General features: G+C 41.3%; 31 protein-coding genes. 14 read left to right on the top strand and 17 right to left on the bottom strand.

Annotated features, from left to right (window positions below; translation table 11 throughout):
* Positions 1 to 4 precede the first annotated feature (4 nt).
* Entirely contained in the window at positions 5 to 442 is a 438-nt protein-coding gene (locus tag MN200_RS00895) for a DUF2946 family protein (RefSeq protein ID WP_058868690.1), read from the bottom strand.
* A 90-nt stretch (positions 443 to 532) separates the two neighbouring features.
* The gene (def, locus tag MN200_RS00890) at positions 533 to 1,066 is read right to left on the bottom strand and encodes a peptide deformylase (RefSeq protein ID WP_004684452.1); all 534 of its coding nucleotides are present in this window, start codon (positions 1,064 to 1,066) and stop codon (positions 533 to 535) included.
* A gap of 120 nt (positions 1,067 to 1,186) precedes the next feature.
* Between def and MN200_RS00885 the strand changes: the two genes are divergently transcribed.
* From MN200_RS00885 to MN200_RS00875, 3 genes are read left to right on the top strand one after another with little or no spacing between them, the layout of a single operon-like run.
* Complete coding sequence (locus MN200_RS00885; protein WP_058868689.1) at positions 1,187 to 2,341, top strand: LysM peptidoglycan-binding domain-containing protein; 1,155 nt, start codon at positions 1,187 to 1,189, stop codon at positions 2,339 to 2,341.
* Between the two features lie 22 nt (positions 2,342 to 2,363).
* Entirely contained in the window at positions 2,364 to 3,497 is a 1,134-nt protein-coding gene (dprA, locus tag MN200_RS00880; protein WP_058868688.1) for a DNA-processing protein DprA, read from the top strand.
* Between the two features lie 45 nt (positions 3,498 to 3,542).
* Positions 3,543 to 4,112: a Sua5/YciO/YrdC/YwlC family protein gene (locus tag MN200_RS00875; protein ID WP_010325660.1), complete on the top strand. Its 570-nt coding sequence runs from the start codon at positions 3,543 to 3,545 to the stop codon at positions 4,110 to 4,112.
* A gap of 399 nt (positions 4,113 to 4,511) precedes the next feature.
* On the opposite strand, the gene MN200_RS00870 is transcribed toward MN200_RS00875, so the two are convergent.
* Positions 4,512 to 5,432 (bottom strand): DMT family transporter, encoded by a 921-nt coding sequence (locus MN200_RS00870; RefSeq protein ID WP_058868687.1) that lies wholly within the window; start codon positions 5,430 to 5,432, stop codon positions 4,512 to 4,514.
* Between the two features lie 335 nt (positions 5,433 to 5,767).
* Between MN200_RS00870 and MN200_RS00865 the strand changes: the two genes are divergently transcribed.
* The 6 genes from MN200_RS00865 (at position 5,768) to MN200_RS00840 (ending at position 9,837) form a co-directional block, all read left to right on the top strand.
* Positions 5,768 to 6,322: a hypothetical protein gene (locus MN200_RS00865; RefSeq protein ID WP_005401885.1), complete on the top strand. Its 555-nt coding sequence runs from the start codon at positions 5,768 to 5,770 to the stop codon at positions 6,320 to 6,322.
* 123 nt (positions 6,323 to 6,445) lie between these two features.
* A complete protein-coding gene (locus MN200_RS00860) occupies positions 6,446 to 6,991 on the top strand; it encodes a glutathione peroxidase (protein ID WP_242759923.1) in 546 nt (181 codons plus the stop codon).
* A gap of 197 nt (positions 6,992 to 7,188) precedes the next feature.
* Positions 7,189 to 7,563 carry an RcnB family protein gene (locus MN200_RS00855; RefSeq protein ID WP_125281518.1) on the top strand — a complete coding sequence of 125 codons (375 nt, stop codon included), beginning with the start codon at positions 7,189 to 7,191 and terminating at the stop codon, positions 7,561 to 7,563.
* Positions 7,564 to 7,695: 132 nt separating this feature from the next.
* Entirely contained in the window at positions 7,696 to 8,286 is a 591-nt protein-coding gene (locus tag MN200_RS00850; RefSeq protein WP_058868683.1) for a hypothetical protein, read from the top strand.
* Between the two features lie 90 nt (positions 8,287 to 8,376).
* On the top strand, positions 8,377 to 8,820 hold the full coding sequence (locus MN200_RS00845; RefSeq protein WP_184118735.1) for an AAA family ATPase: 444 nt from the start codon (positions 8,377 to 8,379) through the stop codon (positions 8,818 to 8,820).
* Between the two features lie 81 nt (positions 8,821 to 8,901).
* Entirely contained in the window at positions 8,902 to 9,837 is a 936-nt protein-coding gene (locus tag MN200_RS00840; RefSeq protein WP_058868681.1) for a hypothetical protein, read from the top strand.
* Positions 9,838 to 9,880: 43 nt separating this feature from the next.
* Here the strand turns inward: MN200_RS00840 and MN200_RS00835 are convergent, their stop codons facing one another.
* The 11 genes from MN200_RS00835 to MN200_RS00785 form a co-directional block, all read right to left on the bottom strand.
* Positions 9,881 to 10,189, bottom strand: coding sequence for a hypothetical protein (locus MN200_RS00835; protein ID WP_058868680.1), 309 nt, complete (start codon positions 10,187 to 10,189; stop codon positions 9,881 to 9,883).
* A gap of 357 nt (positions 10,190 to 10,546) precedes the next feature.
* Positions 10,547 to 10,966, bottom strand: a complete 420-nt coding sequence (locus MN200_RS00830; RefSeq protein WP_058868679.1) for a F0F1 ATP synthase subunit epsilon — start codon at positions 10,964 to 10,966, stop codon at positions 10,547 to 10,549.
* A 26-nt stretch (positions 10,967 to 10,992) separates the two neighbouring features.
* Entirely contained in the window at positions 10,993 to 12,387 is a 1,395-nt protein-coding gene (gene atpD, locus MN200_RS00825; RefSeq protein WP_004684425.1) for a F0F1 ATP synthase subunit beta, read from the bottom strand.
* Between the two features lie 26 nt (positions 12,388 to 12,413).
* The gene (gene atpG, locus MN200_RS00820) at positions 12,414 to 13,283 is read right to left on the bottom strand and encodes a F0F1 ATP synthase subunit gamma (protein WP_004984038.1); all 870 of its coding nucleotides are present in this window, start codon (positions 13,281 to 13,283) and stop codon (positions 12,414 to 12,416) included.
* An 88-nt stretch (positions 13,284 to 13,371) separates the two neighbouring features.
* On the bottom strand, positions 13,372 to 14,916 hold the full coding sequence (gene atpA, locus MN200_RS00815; RefSeq protein WP_004684423.1) for a F0F1 ATP synthase subunit alpha: 1,545 nt from the start codon (positions 14,914 to 14,916) through the stop codon (positions 13,372 to 13,374).
* Between the two features lie 44 nt (positions 14,917 to 14,960).
* A complete protein-coding gene (locus tag MN200_RS00810; protein WP_004984037.1) occupies positions 14,961 to 15,497 on the bottom strand; it encodes a F0F1 ATP synthase subunit delta in 537 nt (178 codons plus the stop codon).
* A 12-nt stretch (positions 15,498 to 15,509) separates the two neighbouring features.
* A complete protein-coding gene (locus MN200_RS00805; RefSeq protein WP_004684420.1) occupies positions 15,510 to 15,980 on the bottom strand; it encodes a F0F1 ATP synthase subunit B in 471 nt (156 codons plus the stop codon).
* Positions 15,981 to 16,018: 38 nt separating this feature from the next.
* Positions 16,019 to 16,264: a F0F1 ATP synthase subunit C gene (gene atpE / locus MN200_RS00800; protein ID WP_000424060.1), complete on the bottom strand. Its 246-nt coding sequence runs from the start codon at positions 16,262 to 16,264 to the stop codon at positions 16,019 to 16,021.
* Positions 16,265 to 16,348: 84 nt separating this feature from the next.
* Positions 16,349 to 17,224, bottom strand: a complete 876-nt coding sequence (atpB, locus tag MN200_RS00795; RefSeq protein ID WP_004684418.1) for a F0F1 ATP synthase subunit A — start codon at positions 17,222 to 17,224, stop codon at positions 16,349 to 16,351.
* Between the two features lie 107 nt (positions 17,225 to 17,331).
* On the bottom strand, positions 17,332 to 17,730 hold the full coding sequence (locus tag MN200_RS00790) for an ATP synthase subunit I (RefSeq protein ID WP_004684416.1): 399 nt from the start codon (positions 17,728 to 17,730) through the stop codon (positions 17,332 to 17,334).
* A 171-nt stretch (positions 17,731 to 17,901) separates the two neighbouring features.
* Positions 17,902 to 18,741: a zinc ABC transporter substrate-binding protein gene (locus MN200_RS00785; protein WP_058868678.1), complete on the bottom strand. Its 840-nt coding sequence runs from the start codon at positions 18,739 to 18,741 to the stop codon at positions 17,902 to 17,904.
* Between the two features lie 141 nt (positions 18,742 to 18,882).
* On the opposite strand from MN200_RS00785, the gene MN200_RS00780 reads away from it, so the two are divergent.
* Genes MN200_RS00780 through MN200_RS00765 form a run of 4 tightly spaced genes read left to right on the top strand, consistent with a single transcriptional unit; the run spans position 18,883 to position 21,450 of the window.
* Positions 18,883 to 19,377 carry a transcriptional repressor gene (locus MN200_RS00780; RefSeq protein WP_058868677.1) on the top strand — a complete coding sequence of 165 codons (495 nt, stop codon included), beginning with the start codon at positions 18,883 to 18,885 and terminating at the stop codon, positions 19,375 to 19,377.
* The gene (znuC, locus tag MN200_RS00775; RefSeq protein ID WP_058868676.1) at positions 19,362 to 20,144 is read left to right on the top strand and encodes a zinc ABC transporter ATP-binding protein ZnuC; all 783 of its coding nucleotides are present in this window, start codon (positions 19,362 to 19,364) and stop codon (positions 20,142 to 20,144) included. The genes MN200_RS00780 and znuC overlap by 16 nt, the downstream gene beginning before the upstream one ends.
* A 3-nt stretch (positions 20,145 to 20,147) precedes the next feature.
* Positions 20,148 to 20,948, top strand: coding sequence for a zinc ABC transporter permease subunit ZnuB (gene znuB / locus MN200_RS00770; protein ID WP_004984031.1), 801 nt, complete (start codon positions 20,148 to 20,150; stop codon positions 20,946 to 20,948).
* 4 nt (positions 20,949 to 20,952) lie between these two features.
* Positions 20,953 to 21,450 carry a DUF523 domain-containing protein gene (locus MN200_RS00765; RefSeq protein WP_058868675.1) on the top strand — a complete coding sequence of 166 codons (498 nt, stop codon included), beginning with the start codon at positions 20,953 to 20,955 and terminating at the stop codon, positions 21,448 to 21,450.
* On the opposite strand, the gene MN200_RS00760 is transcribed toward MN200_RS00765, so the two are convergent.
* A complete protein-coding gene (locus MN200_RS00760; RefSeq protein WP_058868674.1) occupies positions 21,431 to 22,051 on the bottom strand; it encodes a LysE family transporter in 621 nt (206 codons plus the stop codon). The two genes, MN200_RS00765 and MN200_RS00760, sit on opposite strands and share 20 nt — an antisense overlap.
* A gap of 161 nt (positions 22,052 to 22,212) precedes the next feature.
* On the opposite strand from MN200_RS00760, the gene MN200_RS00755 reads away from it, so the two are divergent.
* On the top strand, positions 22,213 to 23,133 hold the full coding sequence (locus tag MN200_RS00755; protein ID WP_058868673.1) for a Dyp-type peroxidase: 921 nt from the start codon (positions 22,213 to 22,215) through the stop codon (positions 23,131 to 23,133).
* Positions 23,134 to 23,178: 45 nt separating this feature from the next.
* Here the strand turns inward: MN200_RS00755 and MN200_RS00750 are convergent, their stop codons facing one another.
* Positions 23,179 to 23,937, bottom strand: a complete 759-nt coding sequence (locus MN200_RS00750; RefSeq protein ID WP_058868672.1) for a hypothetical protein — start codon at positions 23,935 to 23,937, stop codon at positions 23,179 to 23,181.
* A gap of 4 nt (positions 23,938 to 23,941) precedes the next feature.
* On the bottom strand, positions 23,942 to 26,128 hold the full coding sequence (locus MN200_RS00745) for a LysM peptidoglycan-binding domain-containing protein (RefSeq protein ID WP_058868671.1): 2,187 nt from the start codon (positions 26,126 to 26,128) through the stop codon (positions 23,942 to 23,944).
* Between the last annotated feature and the right edge of the window lie 2 nt (positions 26,129 to 26,130).

Genomic DNA, 26,130 nt, shown 5'->3' with positions numbered 1-26,130 from the left:
AGGTTTATGCAAACAGTGGAGGTGCTCGCCCTTGAGGCAGTAAGAAGAGTTGTTGCAGTGCAAACCAAACATGCGCAAAGGCTTTTTGGAATGCAATTAAACGGACTTGAATACGGTCAAGTACCGCTTTTAACTCTAAATCAGGCGGCAACACGAGATTGCCATATACCGTACAGTATTGGCATTGATGACTTGCATCATGATGATTATGTTCGGCAGGTTGTGAACTGAGTTCATGCTGAGCCTGCATTTCATGATGATGTGTGGAATGCTTTTCAGCATGAGAACTGAGATGTTCAACTGGTTTGAGTAAAAGCGCACGCGAAATGGTTTCACAGACCGGCGCAATTTGATATTGCGTCGGTAGTAAAGGCTGTAAAAAAACAGCAATCTGTAAAAACACGGCTACACAAGAGAGTAGCAACGCAGCTCTAAAAAACAATCCATTCCATCCGAATTGAGAACGCGGCCAGTATAACAAAGCCCAATCGAAATTGGGCTCACTTTAAAGATGATTTTTAAGCAAAAAAACTTAACCGCGTTTTACAGCCACTTTGTCTTTTTGGCGCTGACGGGTCAATTTTTCCACTTTTTCACGTGCACGTTGACGCTTCAGTGGTGACAAATAGTCGACGAACAATTTGCCATTTAAGTGATCCATTTCATGTTGAATGCAAACAGCGAGAAGTTCGTCAGCTTCGATCTCAAATGCTTGACCTTCAAGGTTAATTGCTTCGATCTTTACGCGTGACGGGCGCTCAACTTTGTCGTATATTTGGGGAACTGATAGGCAGCCTTCTTCATAGGGCTGCGTTTCTTCAGTCAATGGGGTAACTTTGGGGTTAATGAATACCAAAGGTTGATCTTTATGTTCAGATAAGTCCATGACAATCAACTGAATATGGCGATCAACTTGTGTCGCGGCAAGTCCAATGCCTGGCGCTTCATACATGGTTTCAAACATATCTGCAGCCAGCTGACGAATTTCATCAGTAACTTCTTCGACGGGTTCTGCAATGGTACGAAGACGGGGATCAGGAAAACTTAAAATAGGTAATAAGGCCATACTGCGTCCTCAATTATGCCATTGATCAAAAAACCAAATGAAGGGAATGCTTGATCAAAAAAATGTGTGTAATATCGTTATTATAACGCAACTACATACATAATTTTAGGAATTATGATAATGAAAAAGGTTTTTATGGGCATGCCATCTTTTAGTGCCTTGGGGTTTAAGCAACACATGTTAGCACTTGCGGTTTGCGTAAGTGTTGGCGCTGGCGTCACTTCAACAGCTCAAGCTGCACCTACACGAAATTACAATCCTCCTGCTTTAAAAGCCAATGCACCAAATGTTTACGTGGTGAAAAAAGGCGATACCCTTTGGGATATTTCTAAACGTTTCCTAAACAATCCTGTGCGTTGGCCTGAAATTTGGGCCAGCAATAGACACGTCAAAAATCCGCATTGGATTTTCCCAGGTGACCGTTTATTGATGTGTACTCATGAAGGCCGTCCAATTATTGGTAAAGATGAAGGTGATGGCTGTGAAGGGATTATTCGTCGTTATACAGGCGGCACTAAACTTCAACCTCAAGCACGCGTTGAGTCTTTAAACAATGCCATTCCTGTCATTCCACTGGAATACATTAAAAACTGGCTTGAACACAGCACTATTCTTTCAGAGGAATCTTTGGAAGGTACACCGTATATCGTTGGCGCTGCCGATCAGCGTGTCATTGCAGGTACAGGGCAAACCGTTTATGCACGTGGCCAAGGCATTGAAGTCGGTCAACGCTACGCGATTTACCGTGAAGGCGAACCGTACATTGTGACGGATGCAGAGGGCAAAAAACAAAATCTAGGTCTAGAATTGACTCAGGTTGGCTCAGCCATTGCCATTCGTGGTGAAAATGACATGTCCACTTTAGAAATCACAGATTCGTATAATTCTGAAGTACGTCGTGGTTATCGCGTACTGCCTGAATACGATGCCATGCTTCCAACCTTGTTCTACCCAACACATGCACAAGATGTGACTGGGGGTGGACAAGTGATTCGTGTTCAAGGTTCGATTGGTCTAGCTGCGAAGCATTCAGTTGTAACCATTGACCGTGGCACAGTGGATGGCGTTCAATCGGGTTATGTGTTCTCGGTTAGTCAAAAGGGTCAAGAAATTCGTGATCCAAAAACCAATGAAAAACTGACCCTTCCAACGGAGCGTATCGGTAATATCATGGTATTTAAAACCTTTGACCGTGTCAGCTATGCTTATGTGCTCGACAGCGAACTACCAATGAACTTGGGCGCGAAAATTTCTCCCTCTGTAGTGGATAAATAATCCGTTGCCTTAAGGTGTATATATGCTGAACTCTTTATCACATGAACAGATTGCAACAATCACCCTGTGGTATTTAGTTCAGCATTCTTTATCGAGCTTTCAAAAGCTACAGCAGCATTTTGGCACAAGCACAAAAGCTGTTGCTGCCTCCAATCTTCAGATCTGGCCAAATCTTGGCTTACACAAAAGCCATCTACAACGTGTCACAGAAATCCAAACACCTGCTGGCCAAATCAAATTACAAACTTTACTGCATGACGTCCAAGCCAATTGTGATTTTATTTTGCTTGATACTGAAAGTCATTATCCCTCGCAGTTGCTGCCCTATTCTGACCGGCCACCGATTTTATTTGGTCAGGGCAATCCACAAAGTTTACTCCAACCTCAAGTTGCTATCGTCGGCAGTCGAAAACCCAGTCCACACGGCAAACAAGTGGCTTATGACTTTGCCTATTACCTCGCCGAAAAGGGCTTTTATATTTGCAGTGGTTTGGCTGAAGGCATTGATGCAGCGGCACATCAGGGCGGCTTAAAATATCAACGTACCATTGCAGTGATGGGCACGGGCTTAGATCTCACTTATCCTTTCCAACATCAAACACTGCGTACGCAAATATTAGAAAATAATGGCTGTATCATTACTGAATTTTTACCACATACACCGCCTTTACAGCATAATTTTCCACGGCGAAACCGCATCGTCAGTGCATTGAGTTTAGGGGTTGTGGTTGCAGAAGCCGCACTCAAAAGTGGCTCTCTTGGCACAGCCAAATCTGCTGCTGAACAAGGGAAAACCATTTTTGCGATTCCCGGTCATATTTACAGTGAACACCATCAAGGCTGTCATCAACTGATCCGAGAAGGGGCGATTTTGGTCGATCATCCTGAGCAAATCATTGAAGACTTGGCACTCCCCACTCAATGGCATAGCCAATCCCAGTCACAAGAAACCACCCCAAGCGCTAGTATTGAGATCCCATCTAATTTACTCGAACTTTATAATCAACTGGATTGGGTGGGACAAAATATGGATCAACTTAATTTCAAACTTAACACCGATATTGCCACACTCACCAGCCAGTTAATGGAACTGGAAATTTTGGGGCTTGCACAACAACAAGCTGGCAATTATCTGCGTTGCCGTTCCAGCCAATAAGGTTCACAATAACCCTTTATGAATCAATAAAAGGTACAAAGTGTAATGATTACCACCTCTGTGACTGAAGCGGCGCAATGTTTAAAACAAGGTCAAGTTTTAGCATATCCAACAGAAGCAGTATGGGGTTTAGGCTGTGATCCGTATAACGAACAGGCCTTTCTAGATATTTTGCAGATTAAGCAACGCCCGATTGAAAAAGGGGTAATTTTACTGGCTGGGCAAATTGCTCAAGTTGAACCGCTTTTAGAACATTTAGATCCCCACATCCGTCAACAAGTGATCGACAGCTGGAGCGATCGCAGTCCATCAGAACGCGCAACCACGTGGTTGTTACCTGCAAATGAACACATTCCAACATGGATTAAAGGCAATCACCCTAAAGTTGCTGTACGGGTAACCACACATCCGATTTGTGTGGCGCTTTGCAATGCTTTTCAAGGCTTTATTGTCTCAACCAGTGCCAACCCCGCTGGATTGCCACCTGCTCGTTCACTACAAGATGCCAATCACTACTTTGCGCAACAAGTGAATTATCTGAATGGTGACCTAGGCTTGAGCCAAGAACCGAGTCGCATACTCGATGCCGAAACTGGAGCCGTGGTTCGTGCTTAAAAGCATGCTCTTTCTCAGGATTTTTACTGAAAAATAGACAAAAAAAAGCTCAGCCATATAGGGATGGCTGAGCATAAAAAAGGATGTGTAATCACATCCAGAGGGTCTGAAAACTGATGAGCAAACACTTAATACCCGTTTTGACATTGGCCTAAGTTTGCAGTGCGCGTATTATGTAGCAAATTGCATTTCTAAACAAATAGATTTTTTATATTAAAAACAGCGTTAAAACGCTGATTAATGGAGATAATTAAAATATAATTCAAATTATCTACCTATTTTTAATCAGCTTTTGCATACATTAAATACATTCATCATCTAAAATAGTATTAATAAATTAACTTATTAATGAATTATTCTATTAAAAAAATAATTTAAATGACTATTTTTTAATCAATATCAATCCATCGAGTTTGCTAAAGGTGGCGTTTTTAATGCTGTTTTACGCTGTGCAAGTAAAATACCACAGATAATGACCACACCACCGACTGTATGATAAAACGTCCACGCCTCTTTCAACCAGACATAGGCAATGACTGCGGTAAATACAGGCATCAAGTTCATGAAAATACTGGTTCGATTCGGCCCTAAATGGGTAATAGCCAACATCCATAGTAAAGGGGCAACTAAGGAAGGGAAAATGCTGGCATACATGACACTTGCCGCATTTTGACTATTGATTGAATCGAGACCGAAATAGGCAATAAAAGGTAAATGGTAAAGCAGTGCAAAAAAGATCTGTACATAGAGGCTCAACATCAAGGGAATTTGCAATTGCCACTTTTTTAAAAACACCCCATAAAAGGCATAGAAGAATACCGCAACCACCATCAGGACATCACCCAAATGCCCACCCGATTGAACTAAGCCTGCAAGATTGCCCTGCCCAATGATATACACCAAACCTGCAAAAGATAAAATACTACCAATCATCGCAAAACGATTTGGAATATCTTTTAAGATCAGCAGTGAAACAAAAATGGTAAAGATTGGAATAAAGGCATTAATCAGTCCCATATTGGTCGCGGTCGTATAGTGCGCTGCGGTGTAGGCTAAGCCCTGATACAACACCAGACCAAATGCACTTAGCACTGCCAACTGACCCAAATGCGCTCGGATTAATGCCCACTGCCGACATAAAGGTCGCACGACAAAAGGTGTTAACAGAATGAAGGCAAAGAACCACCGATAAAAACTAATACTGACTGGCGAAATGAAATCAGCTACATAACGCGTAACGACAATATTGATCGACCAAATGAGTACGGCAATGATAGGGAGACTCAAAGCCCAATACATACGTTGTGGTGTGGTACTCATTCTTTTTCCCGTTTAGCTTTTGTTTGCAAAATTTAAATGAATGGTAAAACATTTTTATGATTTATTCGAATATCATTTGGGTATCACACATAATTGATACATTTATCTTAAAATATAAAATTCATAAAAAACATAATATTAAGACAATATAAAACTATACATTTCAATAAATTGATGCATTTCAGCAGCTTCACTCTACAAAAACACCATAGAACAATGTCAACGATCTCTGCATCGTATTGATGCTGTTCTAGCGAACGTATTTTTTAATTGATTGGTCATTGCTCTTAGACTCTGGCCTCCAAAAACATATTTCCCGATAGAAGGATGTCGTTATGAAAAAGTTACTTTTAACCACAGTTTGTATGGCCACACTTACTTTGGCTGCGTGCGAAAAAAAAGGAACTGAGCCAGCCGTTGAACAAACGACGTCTGCATCTGAAGCGACCTCAACCGAAGCAACCACTATCGTTGCTAATCACAGCAATAACAATATTGCCGATATTCAAGCCGATTTGTTAGCCGTACAAACGCTATCGAATGCCAAAGCTCAAGAAGCCGCCGCGTTTCAAAAAGAAGTGAGTGCAACCTTAGAGAAAAAGGATCCTGCTCAAATTAAAGCCATGGTTGAAAAAACAGAAACCTATGTGAAGCAATTTAATGATGAATTAGATGCCTTAACCTTAAAAAGTGCTGAAGTAGATGCTTTACGTGAAAAAATGCAGGACGCCAATGATCTGGGTGTCGAGCTCACCAAAGAAAGTACAAAAACAACGCCAGATAGCGCCAAAATCACCGAACTACAAAACAAAGCAACTGAATTGCAGAAATCGATCATTGCTGACGTAACAGCTTTGGAAGCAAAAGTCAAAGCAGCGCCAGCGTCTTAATGACCTCCCTACCCTTTAAAGCAAGCCTTGGCTTGCTTTTTTGTTGCGATCAATCCGCAAATGGGCGTGACTTTGTCGAACGCTTCCAACACAATAAAATGCACATCGTATAAGGACACGCAAATGAGCACTTCGATTTATAATATTCCAGTCAAATCCATTCAGGGCGAAGACATCAACTTAAACCAATACCAAGGTAAAGTTCTCTTGGTGGTGAATGTGGCATCTAAATGTGGCCTCACACCGCAGTACGAAGGTTTAGAAAAACTCTATCAAGACAAAAAATCACAGGGTTTAGAGATTCTAGGTTTTCCTGCCAACAATTTCTTGGCACAAGAACCGGGTTCAGATGCTGAAATTCAAGAATTCTGCTCTTTAAACTATCAAGTGGATTTCCCGCTTTTTTCAAAAATCTCGGTTGCTGGGGATGATAAGCATCCGTTATATGAAACGCTCACCCAATCGGTGCCTGAACGCATTGGTGAAGGCCCTTGGTGGAAAGACTTGGTGGACTATGGTTTAACACCGAATGAACTACCTGAAGTGCTGTGGAACTTCGAGAAATTCTTAATCAATAAAAATGGCGAAGTGGTTGCGCGTTTTGCACCGGACATTACAGCCAATGATCCGCGTATTCTCGATGCTATCAATGCTGAATTGGCCAAATAAGCCTGAAGCTGTTTATAAGCAGTCAAATTTAACGGCTGCTTATATTTTATTTTTTAAATGAATAATGGCACTCGAATCGGTTCGATCTTCATGATTCCTTCGTTATTTTGATGATTTTACAACACTTCATTCACGATCAATCAAATACTTCACTCTATGATGCATCTATCCGCTCAAGACAACCAAAAGTGAAGCTCATGAATACCTTTATAAAAGCAGCTATTTTATCTATCTCAACCGCATTGATTGCCCTGCCTGCACTAGCAGCACCACAAGAACAACATCAGCAACATCAAACCGCTCAGTCACATGGACAAGCGCAAAAGCATACTTCAAATGGCCATCAACAACCAACCCAAGCCACTGTCAAAAAAGCCAAGCGTCCATCTCAAGACTGGAAAGCAGGTCAAAAACTCCCAAGCGCTTACCATAGCAATGCCTATAAAGTAGATCACCAAAAATACAAAAAACTCAGTAAACCAGGTAAAAACCAACAGTGGATTAAAGTGAATGGCGACTATGTACTGACAGACATTCGCAATCATTCCATTATTAAAATCATTGCTGGCTAAACTGCTGTAAATGAAGAGTGCTCAGGCACTCTTTTTATTTTAAAAAGTTTTGTTATGACTTTGAAACCCAGCATTTTATCTACACATTTTGCCCTTATATTAAAAAACACATAGCCTAATATTGATTTGATGATGAAAAAGCTTTTACAAAACTTGGTTCTTCCTTTTGCACTGTTTAGTTCAGGCATCCTACTCATTGGCTGTGAGCAAGCAACAGAGCCGAATCAGCAAGACATCCAGACTGAGTCATCTGAGCAACACCAATCAGCGAATACACAAAGTCCTGACAAAGCTGAACTGAAAAGTGGCAACATGCTCTATATCGTGCGTGATGTGGCAGATATGCAATTAAAAGCAGGCGAATACGTCACTCAGCTACAAGAAACCCAAAGTGACTTGCAAGCTGCAATTGAACAGCATGATCAGCAACAGTTGCAACACGCTGCGACAGCTTTACAACAACAGCTCACAGGTTTTAATAATGCCTTGAATGGCCTGAATCTTAAAACACAAGAAATCAATGATATCCGTGAAAAACTACTGTCTGCCAACCAACAAGTTTTAGCTTCGCCTTTTTTAAATGGACAAGTGGATTTCAGCCAAGTCGACTTTAAAAAGATGCAACAGCAAATGGGCGCTATTCAATCTGAAATGTTGAAACTCGCTTCAATGATGATTCCTCAGCAAGCTGAGAATGATAGCTCAAACACAAACCAATCTTAAAACATTTAAATAGTGGTGCTTTCAGCAATAGAGTAGGAGAAAATGACTACAACCGTTTTCTCCTACTTTGATTGAGGCACGATTTCACACATGCAGCTGATTATTTTTATGGGCATCCAAGCTTCGGGAAAATCGAGCTATTATCTGTTGAATTTGGCACATAGCCATTTGCGCATCAACCTCGATATGCTGAAAACACGGCATCGTGAAAAAATCATTTTTGAAGCAGGACTGGCCTCAAAAACCAAAATGGTGGTTGATAATACCAACCCTACGCCAGCCGATCGTGCGCGTTATATTGCCAGTGCTCAGGCCGCAGGCTTTGAAATTGTTGGCTATTTCTTTGAGACTGAGCTTAAAGGTGCACTGGAACGCAACCGCCTACGTGAAGGCAAAGCCCGCATTCCTGAAGTCGGAATCAGAGCCACCGCTCAAAAGTTTGAACCTCCACACTATGCTGAAGGCTTTGATACACTGTATAAAGTTCGTATTCTCGGGCAAGGTGAATTTTCAATTTCACCCATACAGATTTGAAGCTTTAATGAAAAAACATTAACTATTTCTCATTTTTAAGCTACCATGTACAAATAAGAAACACAGAAAAACATTTTTATAATGAAAAAAGTCATTCTTGTGATCGCCTGTTTAGCAATCATCGTCTTTGGCGGGATGCACTTTTTAATGCCTGAAAAAACCACGCCACACTTAACCCAGTTTTTTTCTAAAGAGCATAAAGAAGTTCAACGTATTCAGGACTGGCTCAAATACAAACAACAGCAGCAGTTACTTTTGGTCGATGTTGTAAGCCCTGTCAGCCCCAAACAACAAGGCGCTTATGCTGAATACATCAAACAAAAAATTGAGTTCAACCGGCAAAATATTCAGCGCCTGCAGCTCAGCCGCTATCAAAGCAAAGCGTTTAAAGAGCTACAACAGCTCGAAATTCATGCGCTAGAACAATGGAATACCTTATTCCAAACGCATATTGTAGATGCCTTCATTGAACAGCAACATTTCACTGAAATTCCAGCCGAAGAATACCAACAATTTGATGCTGAAGCGCGCTATGCCTTACAAAAGCAAGAAGTTTTGGTTCTCGAACACTTACAACAATTGCTGCAACACAACAGCCCATATCTGTCTGACATCGATCATAGCCTACTCAGCGATTGGCTTTATTACCAACTGATGCAACATGAAATTCGTTCAGTTATCTCTGAATGGTTGGAAGTCGAAACAGATATGCCTCGACGAAGCCGTCAAGATGCAATGCAAGACTTAAGAATTTATAAACGGTTTAACCCAAACACTGATGAATATAAGTACATCATGTCACTCGAAACACAGCTTTGGCATGCCGAACATCCATCTTCAAATTTGCTTGCACAACCATCCAATACCATGTCCAATTCGGATATCGAAATCGACCCAGAGATTGTGATTCCTGAAGATGAGCCTCAGGTTGAACAAATTAAAAAATTGATCGCGACGCAGCACGATACCGTTAGCCGCATGATGTTCAGCCAATTGCGTCAAAGCTTTTTGAAATAAATTTAAAACAATGCCTTAAGCTCATACCTCATCAAAATGAAGACTATTCCTGAGTTTTGCTCTGCGCTAACCAATCTCTAAAGGCCTTTTGCATAGCGTGACGCTCATATGGCTTGGCTAAACGTGCTTCCATCATTGAGAAATCACCTTTGTAAGCTGCTTCAATCATGGCTTTGGTCAGCTCCTGAATGCTCGCGCGACCCCGATGTTCATATTGTAATATTTCTTCTGAAGTCAGTACCAAGTCCCAACATGACACCACTGAGCTCATGTCGACTGCAATACTCAGATAATAATGCTCAAAATCTTGGTAAAGTTCCCAAAAGTGGGATTCATGCGCAATCAGGTTCATCTTCATCTTCGCTTACAGAGAAGTGTTTAAAATATAACTTCTGTTGAATAAAAGATATGCAACTTTAGATAGTCGTGCCCCTGCTAAACGAAATATATCAAGCATAGGAGCGCTGGTTCAGCTGAGTTTCAAAAATTGAGTATTCAAAGTATTCTACAAGCCAGCGTACAGTTAAAGGACGAAGCACTATCATGCAAAACAAAGATTGCATGTATGCAGCAGACCAATCCAGTCCATTTGAACAATGACAGCTAAGAAACCAACAAACTCATCATGAAATAAACAATTGACGCATTTTTATCAACAGACATAAAAAAAGCCACCTTTCGGTGGCTTTTTTTAATCTCAAACCGTCTCTTATTGAGCGCGGTTTTTGATTTTGCGGATGGTTTCCAACTGAGCAGCAGTTTCTGCAAGAGCAGCCAAAGCAGCAGCAGAGTCCAAGTCGCTCTTTTGATTTGCAAGCAATTGTTCAGCGTGTTTACGCGCTTCAAGAATTGCTGCTTCATCTAAGTTTTCTGCACGGACTGCAGTATCTGCAAGAACCGTAACAACATGCGGTTGAACTTCTAAAACACCACCAGATACATAGATTAACTCTTCTGTACCGTTTTCAAGCAGAACACGGATTGTACCCGGCTTGAGTAAAGTTACTAGTGGCGCGTGACCAGGCATAATACCCAATTCACCACCAGCACCTTTAGCAATTAGCATCGTTACAGTGCCAGAGTACAAAGACTCTTGGACACTTACAACATCACACTGCATAGTCGACATGAGAATCTCCTAAATTAGGTAACTAATTAAAGTTTCTCAGCTTTAGCAATTACTTCGTCAATACCACCAACCATATAGAACGCTTGTTCTGGAATGTGGTCATATTCACCAGCTAAAAGACCTTTAAAGCCACGAATCGTTTCTTTAAGCGGTACAAGTTTACCAGGAGCACCAGTAAACACTTCAGCTACGTGGAACGGTTGAGAGAAGAAACGTTGGATTTTACGCGCACGGTAAACAGTCAACTTATCTTCTTCTGCAAGCTCGTCCATACCAAGAATCGCGATGATGTCTTTCAATTCTTTATAACGTTGAAGAACGTTTTGAACTGAACGAGCAATCTCGTAATGCTCAGCACCCACTACTAGTGGATCTAACTGACGTGAAGTTGAGTCAAGTGGATCGATCGCTGGGTAAATACCAGAAGATGCGATGTCACGGCTCAATACTACAGTTGCATCTAAGTGAGCAAACGTAGTTGCAGGCGATGGATCTGTTAAGTCATCGGCAGGTACGTATACCGCTTGGATTGACGTAATCGAACCAGACTTAGTCGATGTAATACGTTCTTGAAGAACACCCATCTCTTCTGCAAGTGTCGGTTGGTAACCTACTGCAGATGGCATACGACCTAGAAGTGCTGATACTTCAGTACCTGCTAGTGTATAACGGTAGATGTTGTCGACGAACAATAATACGTCACGGCCTTTACCGTTTTCGTCTTTCTCGTCACGGAAGTACTCAGCCATAGTCAAACCAGTCAACGCTACGCGTAAACGGTTACCTGGTGGCTCGTTCATCTGACCGTAAACCATTGCTACCTTGTCAAGAACGTTTGAGTCTTTCATCTCGTGATAGAAGTCATTACCTTCACGAGTACGCTCACCAACACCAGCAAACACAGATAAACCTGAGTGAGCTTTCGCGATGTTGTTGATCAACTCCATCATGTTTACAGTTTTACCAACACCGGCACCACCGAACAGACCAACTTTACCACCTTTAGCGAACGGGCATAGTAAGTCGATGACTTTAATACCAGTTTCTAAAAGGTCAGTAGAAGCTGCTTGTTCAGCATAAGAAGGTGCTTGACGGTGAATCGGCAAACGCGCTTCCGTCGCAACTGGACCAGCTTCGTCGATTGGGCGACCAAGAACGTCCATGATACGACCCAAAGTCGCTGTACCCACTGGTACAGAGATTGGAGCGTTAGTATTCGTTACGTTCAAACCACGCTTAAGGCCTTCAGTAGAACCCATTGCAATAGTACGAACTACGCCATCACCAAGTTGTTGCTGAACTTCTAATGTAGTTTCAGTGCCATCAACGTGGAGAGCGTCATAGATCTTAGGAACGCTGTTACGTTCAAACTCGACGTCGATAACCGCGCCGATGATCTGAATGATACGACCGCTACTCATTGCTGTCTCCTCAATTCAAAATAATGTTAAACGGCAGCGGCACCACCAACGATCTCAGAAATTTCCTGAGTAATCGCGGCTTGACGCAGCTTGTTATAAATAAGTTGTAGGCTCTTGATCAAATCACCTGCGTTGTCCGTTGCAGCTTTCATTGCAACCATACGAGCTGACTGCTCACACGCGATGTTTTCGATCACGCCTTGATATACCACAGACTCGATATAACGAACCAATAAGCCATTTAAAAGCTCTTCAGCTTCAGGCTCATAGATATAATCCCAACCGTATTGACGGTTAAGAGTCTTGTTTTCTTCAGCAGTTGCTAAAGGAACAAGTTGTTCGATTTTTTGATTTTGAGTCATGGCATTGACAAAGCCGTTTGACACAAGATAAATACGATCTAACTCGCCTTTATCAAATGCGTCTAACATCACCTGTACAGAACCAGATAACTGTTCAAGGCTTGGTGTATCACCGACATTTGTCGTAGCACCCAGCACTTTACCGCCGTAGTTTTTAAAAAACGAAACCGCTTTTTGACCAATTAAAGCAAATTGAACTTCAATTGACTGCTCTTGTTGCTGTTGTACGTGTTTAACCACTTTTTTGAACAAGTTAATGTTCAAACCACCAGCAAGGCCACGATCTGAAGACACAATGATATAGCCAACGCGCTTCACAGGGCGTTCAACCATATAACGGTGTTTATATTCAGGATTCGCTTGAACCAAGTGAGCAATTACACGGTGCATATTTTCGGCATACGGACGGCCTTGAGCCATGCGCTCTTGCGCACGACGCATCTTAGAAGCTGCTACCATCTGCATCGCGCGAGTAATTTTCTGCGTGCTTTTGATACTAGCTACTTTGGCGCGAATTTCTTTTAAATTTGCCATACGCTTAACCTAGTATTCGAAGGCCCTTTCGAGCCCTCGAAGGTTGATCCGTGAACCAAACCAAAACTAAATCCAACTGAAGTTGAAATTAGTAAGTTTGAGTCGCTTTAAAGCTTTCAATACCTGCTTTGATTGCAGCTTCGATGTCTTTGTTGTAATCACCAGTTTCATCGATGTTTTGCATTAACGCAGCATTTTCTGAACGGAAGTAAGAGATTAACGCAGCATCAAAGTCTACGATTTTCTTCACTTCAACGTCAGCCATATAGCCTTCGTTAGATGCATAAATTGAAACAGCTTGGTCAGCAATTGAATATGGAGCATATTGTTTTTGCTTCATTAATTCAGTTACACGTTGACCATGTTCAAGTTGCTTACGAGTTGCTTCATCAAGGTCAGAAGCAAACTGAGCAAACGCTGCCAATTCACGGTATTGCGCCAAAGCAGTACGGATACCACCAGACAATTTTTTGATGATCTTAGTCTGCGCTGAACCACCAACACGAGATACAGAGATACCCGCGTTCACAGCAGGACGAATACCTGCGTTGAATAATGATGTTTCAAGGAAGATCTGACCGTCAGTGATCGAAATTACGTTCGTTGGTACGAATGCAGATACGTCACCCGCTTGAGTTTCAATAATCGGCAATGCTGTTAATGAACCAGTTTGGCCTTTAACTTCACCATTCGTGAATTTCTCAACATAGTCAGCAGAAACGCGCGAAGCACGCTCAAGAAGACGAGAGTGAAGATAGAATACGTCACCTGGATACGCTTCACGACCTGGTGGACGACGTAATAACAATGAAATTTGACGGTAAGCAACAGCTTGCTTAGACAAATCATCATAAATGATTAGTGCGTCTTCACCGCGGTCACGGAAGTATTCGCCCATTGTACAGCCAGAGTATGGAGCCAAGTACAACATTGCTGCTGGATCGGCTGCAGCTGCTGCTACAACAGTGGTATACGCCATAGCGCCAGTTTCTTCTAGCTTGCGCACAACGTTAGCAATAGTCGATTGTTTTTGACCAATAGCTACGTATACACATTTAATGCCAGAGTTTTTCTGAGCGATGATCGCATCGATCGCCATCGCTGTTTTACCAGTTTGACGGTCACCAATGATCAACTCACGCTGACCACGGCCTACAGGGATCATTGTATCTACTGATTTATAACCAGTTTGTACAGGTTGATCCACTGATTGACGCCAAATTACACCTGGTGCTACTTTTTCAACAGCATCAGTTAATTTTGCATCAATTGGGCCTTTACCATCAATTGGGTTACCCAAAGCATCTACTACACGGCCTAAAAGTTCTGGACCAACCGGAACTTCTAATACACGACCTGTGCAACGCGCTTTTTGACCTTCTTGAAGGCTTAAGTAGTTACCTAAAACAACGACGCCCACTGAATCCTGTTCTAGGTTCAGTGCCATACCGTATAAGCCGCCGTCGAATTCGATCATTTCACCGTACATTGCATCAGCAAGGCCGTGAATACGCACAATACCGTCGGAAACCATAACAATGGTCCCTTCGTTTTTAGCGGTCGCGCTGGTGTCCAGATCGCCGATACGCTGTTTAATGAGCGCACTGATCTCGGATGGATTCAGTTGTTGCATTGCGCTATACCTCAATCTTTTTAAAGTTCAGTCTTCATATGCAATTAAGCAAGAAGACGAGTCCGCATTTTTTCTAGCTTGTTAAGCGCAGAATCATCTATCACTTGGTCGCCTGCACGAATAACAACACCAGCAATAAGCTCTGGTTTAACTTCTACAGAAACATTTACCGCAGCTTCGAATTTTTTCTCTAAAGCATGTGCAAGTAATTGTTCTTGTACAGAAGTCAATGGGAATGCAGATTCAATCACTACATCCACAGTATTGTTATTCTGTGATTTGAGCTGCTCGTATTCAGCAGAAATTTCAGGAAGAAGCGCCAAACGGTTGTTTTCAGCAAGCAATGTCAAAAAGTTTGACACTGCTGCAGTTTGGTCTTCGCCTAATACTTTTGCAAAAAGACTTACCTGCTCAGCAGGAGTAAGCTCAGGGCGAGTTAAGAAAGCTGAAAATGCTTCGTCTTGCACCGCAGCACTGAGCAAGTTCAATGCAGATGACCAAGAGTCAGTTGCATTTTGCTCAGAAGCGTAAGCAAATGCTGCTTTAGCGTACGGGCGTGCCAACGTCAAGAGTTCAGCCATAATCCGCCTCTCTTAAAGTTTAGCAGCCAGCTGAGTCAGCATGGCATTGTGAGCTTCAGCATCAACTTTTTGGCTAAGAATTTTCTCAGCGCCTGTTACTGCAAGATCAGCAACTTGTTGACGTAATTCTTCACGAGCAGAATTGATTTCTGTATCAACAGCTTCTTTTGCTTGTTGACGAATACGCTCACCTTCAGCTGACGCTTGAGTACGAGCTTCTTCTACCAATTGTGCACCGCGACGGTTCGCTTGTTCGATCAATTGAGCCGCTTGCGCTTTCGCTGCATCTAATTCAGCTTTCACTTGAGCTTGCGCATCCGCAAGATCAGCTTTTGCTTTTTCAGCAGCGTTTAAGCCATCAGCGATTTTACGCTGACGCTCACTAATCGCATTGATTAGTGGTGGCCATACAAATTTCATGCAGAATGCGACAAACATCGCAAATGCAATCGCTTGGCCAATCAATGTGAGGTTGATATTCATTGCTATTCCTCAATAGTTTAATTTAGGAATTAAGCTGATTAACCTACAAATGGATTAGCAAAGATGAAGAACAAGCCAATACCAACACCGATCATAGGCACAGCATCAAGAAGACCCGCGATTAAGAACATACGAGTTTGAAGTTGTGGAGCCAATTCTGGTTGACGTGCAACAGCTTCAAGGAAGCGACCGCCTAAAAGACCAAAACCAATCGCAGTACCTAAAGCACCAAAAGCGATCAAGATAGCAGATGCAATTGCAACTAGACCTAAAGTGAGTTCCATGATAATTCCTCAGAGGTTAGGTTTATACCAAATTAAATTAAAAAATTGTGCGCCCAACCATCCAGTGATAGTTGGGCATTACCATTAATGCTTTTCGCTTGCCATGCTCAAGTATACGATAGTCAGCATCATAAAGATGAATGCTTGTAGCGTGATAACAAGAATGTGGAAGATCGCCCAAGGCACAGACAACGCCCATTGGATCCAGAACGGTAATAATGCGATAAGGATGAAGATTAACTCACCTGCATACATGTTACCGAAAAGTCGCAGAGCCAATGAAACTGGACGTGCAAGGAATGTTACTAATTCAAGAATTAAGTTCACTGGAATCAATAACGCTTTTGCAACTGGGTTACTTGGGTTAAATGGGTTAAGTGCTAATTCGCCAACGAAACCACCAATTCCCTTTTCGCGAATACTGTAGAACAAGATCAATACAAATACAGATAAAGACATACCTAGGGTAATGTTTGGATCTGTAGAAGGTACAACCTTGAAGTAAACGTGATGAGGATCCATACCAAATACACTTGCACCAATCAGTTGAGCTGTATACGGAATAAAGTCAACTGGGATTAAGTCCATTGCGTTCATGAGGAAAATCCACACGAAAATGGTCAATGCAAGTGGCGCAATTAAGCGTGATTTGCCATGGAAAGTGTCGCGAACACTTGAGTCCACAAACTCAATGATCATTTCAATTGCAGACTGGAACTTGGTTGGAACACCAGAGTTTGCAGCTTTCGCTACGCACCAGAACAACAAACAGAAAATCACACCAAGAGTGATAGACCAACCCATTGAATCCAAGTGAATAGCAGTGAACCCCATCTGTTGAGCTTCTTCAGCAGTCTCAGCCAACTTCCATGAACCGTCTGGCATTTTGCCATAAGTCATATTCGTCAAGTGATGCTTGATATACTCGGTCGAAGTAAGGGCATGTTCTTCAGCAGCCATAAATCACACCTGGTCAATGTCAAATACAAATAGAGAGAACGAACATCGCGTGCTGCTTGATATCTCGTCCATCTCCTAAAAAACTTTTCAATTTTTTGTAGTGCTTATTAAACTCGTTTTTGTTGACGCGACACCCAAAATGGAGCAACCCACGTCATGGTTTGAACGAGCATAAAACCACAAAACAACGCCACCGCTGACAACGGTTTGACATTGCTTAAAATTAAAATGAAACCAACAATCACAATTGCAAACTTACCCATCATGCCTTTATACATGTTCGCAAGAACTTGTTTAGAAGCGCGAGCTCCTGCTGCTCGAAACGACTGCCATGAAAAATAGCAAGTCGCAAGCCAACACACGAGCGCACCTAATGCTGCACTCAGGGCTGCGGTTGAGTCTTTCACGACCCAGCCGATCAAGGCTGAAACAGGAATCATACATGCTTGTAAGAGGACTAAAGCTTTCGCTAATCGTCGGTCAATCAAGCGACTAGTTCGGCTCATTATTTATTCACTCACAACAATCATGCTTGACAAGTTTAGCTGATGATTATTTTTAATCGCAGGCATTATAGAGTTACACCCCTGAACATGCAATCTTTTCCCGACCTAAGTCGAGTTTTTTTCTATGTTTAAATTGCTTTTAAACTAATCAATTATTGTTTATTTTTTGCGTTACTTTCGCGCATTTAGCACACATTTATGCACATGATCGGCCAATTGCTTCCATGCGCTGACAAAATCCCCTGCCCCAGTCATGCTTTCGTCAACGGCTTGGAAAACCAATGGGTTCAACTTTTGATATTGCGCTTGACTCGCATGCACTTCGGCCAAAAGGCACATCTTTGAATAAGGGCGGCTGTCATTTAAGTATTTGATTTGCGCAACCGTAGGTGCAATATGTGGGTCATCTGTCAAAGCACCTGCAAAGCGTAAGTTTAAAGGTCGCTCCAAGTATTGATAGGCATCATGAAAAGACCAATATGAGCGCGCTTGGGTACTTTGACTATATATAGCTGAAGCTTGCAACATTTTCTGAGCAAAGATTCTGGCATTGTTCCAGTAGCGCTCCTTATACTCAGGCATCTGCTGTGAACGCAGGCCTGCAATAAAGAAACCAATACGTACCGCATTGTTTGGGTCAAGCCAAACATGGGTATCGATGGTATTTTTTAAGGCATCACCACGGGTATTTCGTAGTGGTAAGGCATTGATAATGCCTGAATCTAAAATAGAAACTGCTTTATCATTGGGGGTCAGGAGTTTATCCAGCGGTGCTTCATGTGCTCGTCCCAACCAAATAACCAAACCTGCATCCTGAATGATTTTACGATGCATTGGGGTCAAACTCACATCATGTCCAGATTGATCGGCCAACAATAAGGTTGGTTTTTCAATGCCTTTTGTCACTTCCTGTGCAATCAAGTAAATCGGCTGTGTAGAAACAACCAAGTCTTGCGTCCAAGCAACACTACTAAACAGCGCAAACGCAAAAAAAGCCAAGAAACGGGACATGGGGAGCAATCACTAGAAATACAATTAGTGTTATAATATAACAAATCGACAAAAATACCTATGCCTAATCGAAACTCTCTGCGCTTCATGTTAAGATTTAATGTCGTTTTTCTTTTATAAATTTTGCACTTGAGGTTTGTTATGAGCGCTTGTTCTCACGAACACCACCATGCTTTACATGATGTGCATGGTCATCACAACGTTGAGACGCGTTTGGCTGAAGCAGAAGTCTTATGCGCAGCAACTGGTGCGCGCCTAACCCCCTTAAGAAAAGAAGTCTTGGCATTGATCCTGAATGCGACAGGCCCAATGGGTGCGTATGACTTATTGGCTAAAATTAAAAGCAATGCCGACCGCCCTGCTGCCCCACCAACGGTGTACCGCACCTTAGACTTTTTATTAGAAAAGGGCCTCATTCACCGACTCACCTCGATTAATGCCTATATTCCGTGTTGCCATCCCCGTGAAGGCCATCAAGCAGCCTTTCTCATTTGCACTGATTGCAAATCAGTGACAGAGGCCTCTGCACAAGGATTATTACAACAACTCGATGCACTTTCCGCAGCCGATGGTTTTACGGCACAACATAGCATTATCGAAATTTCAGGAATTTGTCAGCAGTGTCGCCACAAATAAGCCTCGATCCTGTTCTGGTCGAACTCTCCCAAATTAGTGTTCGTATCGATGAACGCGACATTTTAAAGCATGTCGATTTTGTCTTACATGAACGGGAAATTGTGACCCTGATTGGCCCAAATGGTGCGGGAAAATCCACGCTCATTAAAGTGCTGTTGGGTATTGTGCACCCTAATGCTGGCGACATTAAAACAACAAAGCCACTCAAGTTTTCTTATGTACCACAAAAATTTAATCCCTCACATAGCCTACCGCTTAGGGTGAAAGACCTTTTGGCTTTGGAAAAATGCGATCCTATAATCAAGCAAGAAATTATCCACGATACTGGGATCAGCAAACTTGAAAATTCTAAAGTACAGCAGCTTTCAGGTGGAGAGCGCCAGCGCGTTTTACTGGCACGTGCACTGTTACGTCAACCCGATATTTTGGTTCTCGACGAACCGATGCAGGGCTTAGACATTCAGTCTGAGGCTGAGCTGTACGACTATGTGCGCAGTTTACCCGCCAAATATGGTTGTGCTGTGCTCATGGTTTCACATGATTTACAGTGGGTCATGCAAGGAACTCATCGTGTGGTGTGTTTGAATAAACACATTTGTTGTAGTGGCCTGCCTGAAAGTGTGCAACAACACCCTGAGTATCAAGCCATTTTTGGTACTAACCGCGTGTTCTATCAACATCATCATGATCACTGCGCACATGGTGATAGTGCAACGCCTTGTCAGCATGACGCTCGCCCACACATTCACCCTGAACCGGAAGCTTAAGTCATGATGGAATGGTTACAACTGCTGTTGCCTGCATGGATTATGGGCACGCTTCTGGTCTTTTTAACTGCGCCACTAGGCTGTTTGATGCTATGGCGCCGCATGTCTTTCTTTGCCGACACCATGGCACATGGCACATTACTGGGTGTCGCGATTGCAGGAGCAATGGCGTTGCCCCTGTGGATGGGTGTGGCTTTTATTGCGGGCTTGTTGGTGGCGATCCTTTGGGTGTTGCATGATCCACGGTTACCGAATGACGCCTTACTCGCACTCTGTTCTGCGACCTTGCTCTGCTCGGGTCTGATGTTTATTCAACATATTCCAAGTTTAAGACCTGAGTTACTCAGCTATTTATTTGGTGATTTGCTCACGATCACATGGGCAGACCTGCCCGTTTTTGCCACTGTTATTGTTGTTGCGTTGGCAGTGCTTTATAAAAGTTGGCAAGCTCAAATTCAAATCGCAATCGATCCTGATATGGCCGTCAGTGAAGGCGTCAGTGCGAAATGGCAACGCTTGATTTTTATGTTGCTACTGGCTTTATTTACCATTTTAGCGCTTCGTGCAGTAGGTTCTTTACTGATGGGTGCCTTGCTTGTCATTCCAGCACTTACCGCTCGACTGCTTGCCCACTCTCCAAAACAAATGGTGATTTGGGCCTTTGTGATTGCGCAAATTGGGGTGACGGTTGGTTTATGGTCCAGTGCAGGGCTGAATACCTCTACAGGACTCAGCATTGTTTTAACCATGTCGATTTTGTTTGCGTTGATTTTTATCGCGCAGAAGTTCAAAAAACTGACATAAATAAATGAGCCATAAACGTTATTTTATCAGCGCATGTCTACTCGGACAAAAAGTCCGTTATGACGGCAAAGACTGCTTAGTCTCTCAGTTAGTTCAAGCTTTGCTCGATAAAGATTATGTCAGCTTATGTCCTGAAGTCAGTGCAGGACTTCCAACCCCGCGTCCCGCAGCAGAAATTCGCCACGGGTCAGGTGCTGATGTTTTATTAGGCCACGCACAGGTTTTTTCCTCAGATAGTCATCAGCTTAGCGATGTCTTTATTCAAGGTGCTTACAAAGCTTTAGCATTAGCGCGAGCCAATCATGTCACGCATGCCGTGCTCAAAGCCAATAGCCCATCCTGTGGCAGCGATGGTATTTATGATGGCTCATTTACTGGACAAAAAATTGCAGGGGAAGGAATCACTGCCGCCCTATTTCGTCAGCACGGTATACATGTGGTTACCGAACAACAATTTTTAGCAGAATTGACGCAGACTAAACTTACTGATGAACCAAACTAAGCAGTCCCGCCGCACAACTGAACAACACTGCGAAAGTACGATTGAGATATTTTTGCTGTCGCGGAGATTTTAAGAGTTTTAAAACTTTCGCTGCTAACCCCGTATATCCCGCCATCACAATCAAATCAATCGTGACCATCGTGACGGCCATCATCGCATATTGACTCCACTGTGGTTTAGACAAATCCAAAAATTGTGGTAAAACAGCCAATAAAAATACGATTGCTTTGGGATTGCTCATATTGATCAAAAAGCCATACATCACCAATTTAGAGCGCGATTTAGTCGGTTGTTCTTGTTGAATTTCAATCGATTGGATGGGTGCCATCCATTGTAAATAAGCCAAATACAATAAATAAGCCACACCAAACCACTTCACAGCCCCAAATGCCCAAGGCGTTGTGGCAAAGAGCACCCCTACCCCAGCCGCCACAATACCGATTTGTACCAACAAGGCGAGTTGTAAACCCAGCGCATTCCAATAACCATGCCGAAAACCATAGTTAAGGCCACTCGACATTGACGCAATGGCCCCTGCCCCTGGAGAAATACTAATGATCCAACATGCGAGTACAAAGCCAAGCCAAATTTGAAATGACATAGTGGTATTGAGAAAAAAATGACCTTTAGATTATATGATCTTTCATGCTTTTAGGGTTTATTATTCATCAATGAATTTATCACTTAAGGCTATGAAGCTGAAACTGCATAAGGCACAATAAGTACAGCCAATAGAAATAACAATTTTTTTAGGAGCCATGAATGACCGCCCAATCTGTAATTCTACCATTACCTTCAGATCATGCCCGTTTTATTGTTTTACGTTTAAAAGATTTAAGTATTGAAGAACTTAAAGAAAAATTAGAAGATTTATTTTCAACTCGTGATCGCCTTATTACCCAACATCCACATGCGCAGATTAAAACAGCTGTTGCTTTTGGCCCTGAACTTTGGGCACAACTTCATCCTACAGCGCCTGCAGGGTTTAAACAGCTAGAGCCCATTTATGGCTCTTTCAATATGCCTGTTTCACCTGCGGATGTTTTAATTCATATTGCGTCTCAGCGTACCGATATTTGTTTTGCCCTTAGCCAATCCTTCTTTGAAGGCATCCAAGAGAAAGTTGATGTTTTAGATGAACGAGTCTGTTTCCGCAATTTTGATGGTCGAGATTTGACTGGTTTTATTGATGGTACTGAAAACCCGCAGTTCCCCGATGATCGTGCTGCAACGACCTTATTAAGTGAAGATGCAGGAGTATTCGCCGATGGTTCTTTTATCTTTGCGCAGCGCTATTGCCATGATTTGGAAAAGTGGAAAAAATTAAAAGTTGATGCTCAAGAGCAAGTCTTTGGACGGACAAAACTTGAAAGTATTGAACTAGATGATGACGTTAAGCCTGAAAATTCTCACGTTGCACGTGTCGTGGTTGAAGATGATGAAGGCGAAGAAATGGAAATCCTACGTCACTCGCTTCCTTATGGCGATGGTAAAGGTGAGCAAGGTTTATTTTTTATTGCCTATACGAAAGATTTAAACATTATTGATGCGATGTTACTGCGTATGTTCGGCACCAGTGGTGATGGAATTCATGACCGTATGCTTCATTTTGTGACTCCTGTTGACGGTGCTTATTATTTTGCGCCGAGCGAAGAGTTGTTGGAAGCAGTGTTGGAAGGGTGAGTTTAAATTAGGAGTAACTATCATTTTTAGTTACTCCTAATTTAATCAATTAACAACAAACTCTCCATTATTATTCAGAGTAATTTTCAACAACTTCCCATTCTTTGTATAAAAGATTTCATAGTTTTCATTAATTGTTATATTGTTGGAAGCATCTATAGTAATTTTTTTAAATAGTCCCAATGCATTTACTGAGGTAAGATTAATTACAGCGCGACCAGAGTCAGAAGACGATGGAGATGCTATTAAGATCACACCATTTTTTGATTCAGGAAAGATAACTGAACTACCATAATTTTCATCAAGTTCGTTATAAACTTTCAATAAAGCAGAAACATCAATTAAATTTACTTTATCACAACCAGCCTTACTATTTTTCAAAATACAGTTGATGTGATCATCACTATTATAAGGTAATAAAGTTACAGAAAATCCATCATCATTTTTTTTATTAATTGCTTTTAAAACTCTACCATTATCTCTTCCAATTTCATTTAACCTGTTTATGTATTCCCCCCTATAACACTCTTCCTTTACCAATCCAACACCCTCCCCTAGAGTATAAGATTTTTTACTCTCACATCTATTCTCAATACCTTTTTTCCATAGGGTAAAATCTTTTCTTTCATTGTTTTTTAATTTCTTCAACTCTTTTTCAAGAAGAAAATTTTCTTTTCTAATACATTGAAATTTTTCCTCAACATTATTTGAATTGCAGCCATTTTTGCTAGTTTTTGCACATGCCACATTCAGAAAACCTAATCCTATAAAAAAAATTAAATAAAGAAAATTAAAATTAAACATGGTGTTAAATTCCTTTAAAATTATCTGGAAGTCTTAATTTAAATGGTTTTGGAATACTATCTTCTAATTCAGAAACTGTACCATGTGCATGAATTGCTTTTCCATGACCAAAAATTAGACCATCTCTAACAGCTTTATCATGAAAAACATTGACCCATGCTTTTCGATTATATTCATCAGAATAATATTTATTTGCATAATTCAAATGCCCCCCCACAATGGATGGGCGACCATTTGCTCTTTCAATCAAATAACTATTCACGAAATTTTTTATCCTTGAGCTAACAGCAGACATTGGCATATTTTGAACAGAACCATATGGCTCTAAACTTTTAGGTCCTGTTATTTTAGAGAACTGACGATGTGCATTGACAACATTTCTCACAGTACCTCCCCATACACCAGATTTCGTCCTATTTAATATAGTATCTACAACTCCAGCAGCTTGTTGTTTAAAATTATTTTCATTTTTAAATTTAATTACTTCAGTCTCCGTTACCTTCATAATATCAATAATATCTTGATTCGATAAAATCAACTCACTTTCTAAAATATTAGATTTAGGAGCTTCATTTTTAAAGATAATACCAGAACAACTGAGTAAAGATTGCTTATTTATTTCTTTTAGTAGAACAGAGAATAATTCTCCATTTAGATCTTTAACTGTTTTTTTAAAATAAATTTCATTTCTAGCAACCATTGAAAATTTTGTCACATCGTAATGTACCCATGTACTTGCTCCCGAAGAACCATCATTAAACTTTTCTGGCTCCATATAAATTTTATCATCTTGTCTTTGTTCTGAAGCATTCATCTTAGCTACTAATATTCTTTTACGTATTTTATTCATATCTTGAGGAGCTGTAGTTCTAACTCCATTTTTATTAAAATGTATATCTAAAGCTAGTCCCATATGGTTAACACTAGTTCTTTTCTTTTGTTTATTACTCTCGATACACCTATACCCGGACTCTATATATGCTACTTCAATATTTTCAGATTTAAAATCATTTTTTAGATAAAAACTTAATGCCTTCAACACCCATATTAAAGACCTATGTAAACCTGGATACTCATTTGCAGTATTTAATCCTGATTTCACCCCTCTAATATTATTACCATACCCTAAACACTCACCACACGGACAAGAAGCCTTCGCCATAAAACTTGCTATTGGATACTCATAGTAAAACTTATCCAAAGCGGATAAAACACTTCCACAAATTTTTCCAGTTTCAATCACCCCCATATAATCTCTCTGAAATTGCCTAATACAAGCAGCTGTTAAGTTAGTAAACTCATCTGTGGGTAATGCACCACCAAACCCAGCTAAACGAATATTAATTTCTCTAATTAATTCACTTTTACCTGATGAAATACATTGAGGATTGGTTTTACATAAATTTTCAGTATTCGTTTTGGGTGTTCCACTCTCTTGGCTACGGTCTTCAACTGTCGGGATTTTAGAGCCTAAATTGACAGTTTCATTGAGTATATTCTTACCCTCTTCATAAAGCTCATTCACCTTATTTAAGATTTCATTACCTAAATTTCCTGAAAAAAGCCCATCACCTTGCTTTTTTTGCGGGCTCGCCTGAGAAGGCTTTTTTGCTTTTTGCCTCTGAGATATTTTTGATGTTGTACTAGGGGACGATTGATTTTTGGGTTGTGTGGCTGATTTTGCTTTTTGTTGATGCACATGATTTCCTGCAGCTGGAATATTTACTTCCAACTTAATCACTTGACCAATATAAATCTTATTTGGATCATCTATCTTATTTAGGCGTTCTAATGCACGAACTGTCGTATTATTTTTCTGAGCGATATCAAATAAAGTTTCTCCTTTTTTCACAACATGTGTTTTTCTTTTATATTCTCCATTACTTCCCTGATTAGTAAATGTCGTTAAGTTTAAAAGAACTTTAGGGCTCGTAATCTTTACAATCATCCTATCTCTCGACATAACAAAGCTTTGGACTTTTAGCATTAAACCATCAAACATACTTTTGACATGAACATCTAATGCTGTACCTTTATCTCGGCTAATTTCAACAATGCACCCTTTAGAATTTGTTGCACCAGCTGCAATAACCTGTCCAGTCCTTTGGTTCGTCACTTTATATTGAACTTTAGGAATTGGGCTTCCAAATAAATCTAAAATTTGTATAGTAACCAATGATTTTTTATTCATTT

The sequence above is a fragment of the Acinetobacter sp. LUNF3 genome, assembly GCF_022699605.1.
GTDB classification, from domain to species: domain Bacteria; phylum Pseudomonadota; class Gammaproteobacteria; order Pseudomonadales; family Moraxellaceae; genus Acinetobacter; species Acinetobacter johnsonii.
This window is presented reverse-complemented; position numbering and strand designations above follow the sequence as displayed.

Coding starts and splice junctions, on each gene's coding strand:
- def (WP_004684452.1), bottom strand. CDS start 1,066: ATGGCCTTATTACCTATTTTAAGTTTTCCTGATCCCCGTCTTCGTACC.
- MN200_RS00885 (WP_058868689.1), top strand. CDS start 1,187: ATGAAAAAGGTTTTTATGGGCATGCCATCTTTTAGTGCCTTGGGGTTT.
- dprA (WP_058868688.1), top strand. CDS start 2,364: ATGCTGAACTCTTTATCACATGAACAGATTGCAACAATCACCCTGTGG.
- MN200_RS00875 (WP_010325660.1), top strand. CDS start 3,543: ATGATTACCACCTCTGTGACTGAAGCGGCGCAATGTTTAAAACAAGGT.
- MN200_RS00870 (WP_058868687.1), bottom strand. CDS start 5,432: ATGAGTACCACACCACAACGTATGTATTGGGCTTTGAGTCTCCCTATC.
- MN200_RS00865 (WP_005401885.1), top strand. CDS start 5,768: ATGAAAAAGTTACTTTTAACCACAGTTTGTATGGCCACACTTACTTTG.
- MN200_RS00860 (WP_242759923.1), top strand. CDS start 6,446: ATGAGCACTTCGATTTATAATATTCCAGTCAAATCCATTCAGGGCGAA.
- MN200_RS00855 (WP_125281518.1), top strand. CDS start 7,189: ATGAATACCTTTATAAAAGCAGCTATTTTATCTATCTCAACCGCATTG.
- MN200_RS00850 (WP_058868683.1), top strand. CDS start 7,696: ATGAAAAAGCTTTTACAAAACTTGGTTCTTCCTTTTGCACTGTTTAGT.
- MN200_RS00845 (WP_184118735.1), top strand. CDS start 8,377: ATGCAGCTGATTATTTTTATGGGCATCCAAGCTTCGGGAAAATCGAGC.
- MN200_RS00840 (WP_058868681.1), top strand. CDS start 8,902: ATGAAAAAAGTCATTCTTGTGATCGCCTGTTTAGCAATCATCGTCTTT.
- MN200_RS00835 (WP_058868680.1), bottom strand. CDS start 10,189: ATGAACCTGATTGCGCATGAATCCCACTTTTGGGAACTTTACCAAGAT.
- MN200_RS00830 (WP_058868679.1), bottom strand. CDS start 10,966: ATGTCGACTATGCAGTGTGATGTTGTAAGTGTCCAAGAGTCTTTGTAC.
- atpD (WP_004684425.1), bottom strand. CDS start 12,387: ATGAGTAGCGGTCGTATCATTCAGATCATCGGCGCGGTTATCGACGTC.
- atpG (WP_004984038.1), bottom strand. CDS start 13,283: ATGGCAAATTTAAAAGAAATTCGCGCCAAAGTAGCTAGTATCAAAAGC.
- atpA (WP_004684423.1), bottom strand. CDS start 14,916: ATGCAACAACTGAATCCATCCGAGATCAGTGCGCTCATTAAACAGCGT.
- MN200_RS00810 (WP_004984037.1), bottom strand. CDS start 15,497: ATGGCTGAACTCTTGACGTTGGCACGCCCGTACGCTAAAGCAGCATTT.
- MN200_RS00805 (WP_004684420.1), bottom strand. CDS start 15,980: ATGAATATCAACCTCACATTGATTGGCCAAGCGATTGCATTTGCGATG.
- atpE (WP_000424060.1), bottom strand. CDS start 16,264: ATGGAACTCACTTTAGGTCTAGTTGCAATTGCATCTGCTATCTTGATC.
- atpB (WP_004684418.1), bottom strand. CDS start 17,224: ATGGCTGCTGAAGAACATGCCCTTACTTCGACCGAGTATATCAAGCAT.
- MN200_RS00790 (WP_004684416.1), bottom strand. CDS start 17,730: ATGAGCCGAACTAGTCGCTTGATTGACCGACGATTAGCGAAAGCTTTA.
- MN200_RS00785 (WP_058868678.1), bottom strand. CDS start 18,741: ATGTCCCGTTTCTTGGCTTTTTTTGCGTTTGCGCTGTTTAGTAGTGTT.
- MN200_RS00780 (WP_058868677.1), top strand. CDS start 18,883: ATGAGCGCTTGTTCTCACGAACACCACCATGCTTTACATGATGTGCAT.
- znuB (WP_004984031.1), top strand. CDS start 20,148: ATGATGGAATGGTTACAACTGCTGTTGCCTGCATGGATTATGGGCACG.
- MN200_RS00765 (WP_058868675.1), top strand. CDS start 20,953: ATGAGCCATAAACGTTATTTTATCAGCGCATGTCTACTCGGACAAAAA.
- MN200_RS00760 (WP_058868674.1), bottom strand. CDS start 22,051: ATGTCATTTCAAATTTGGCTTGGCTTTGTACTCGCATGTTGGATCATT.
- MN200_RS00755 (WP_058868673.1), top strand. CDS start 22,213: ATGACCGCCCAATCTGTAATTCTACCATTACCTTCAGATCATGCCCGT.
- MN200_RS00750 (WP_058868672.1), bottom strand. CDS start 23,937: ATGTTTAATTTTAATTTTCTTTATTTAATTTTTTTTATAGGATTAGGT.
- MN200_RS00745 (WP_058868671.1), bottom strand. CDS start 26,128: ATGAATAAAAAATCATTGGTTACTATACAAATTTTAGATTTATTTGGA.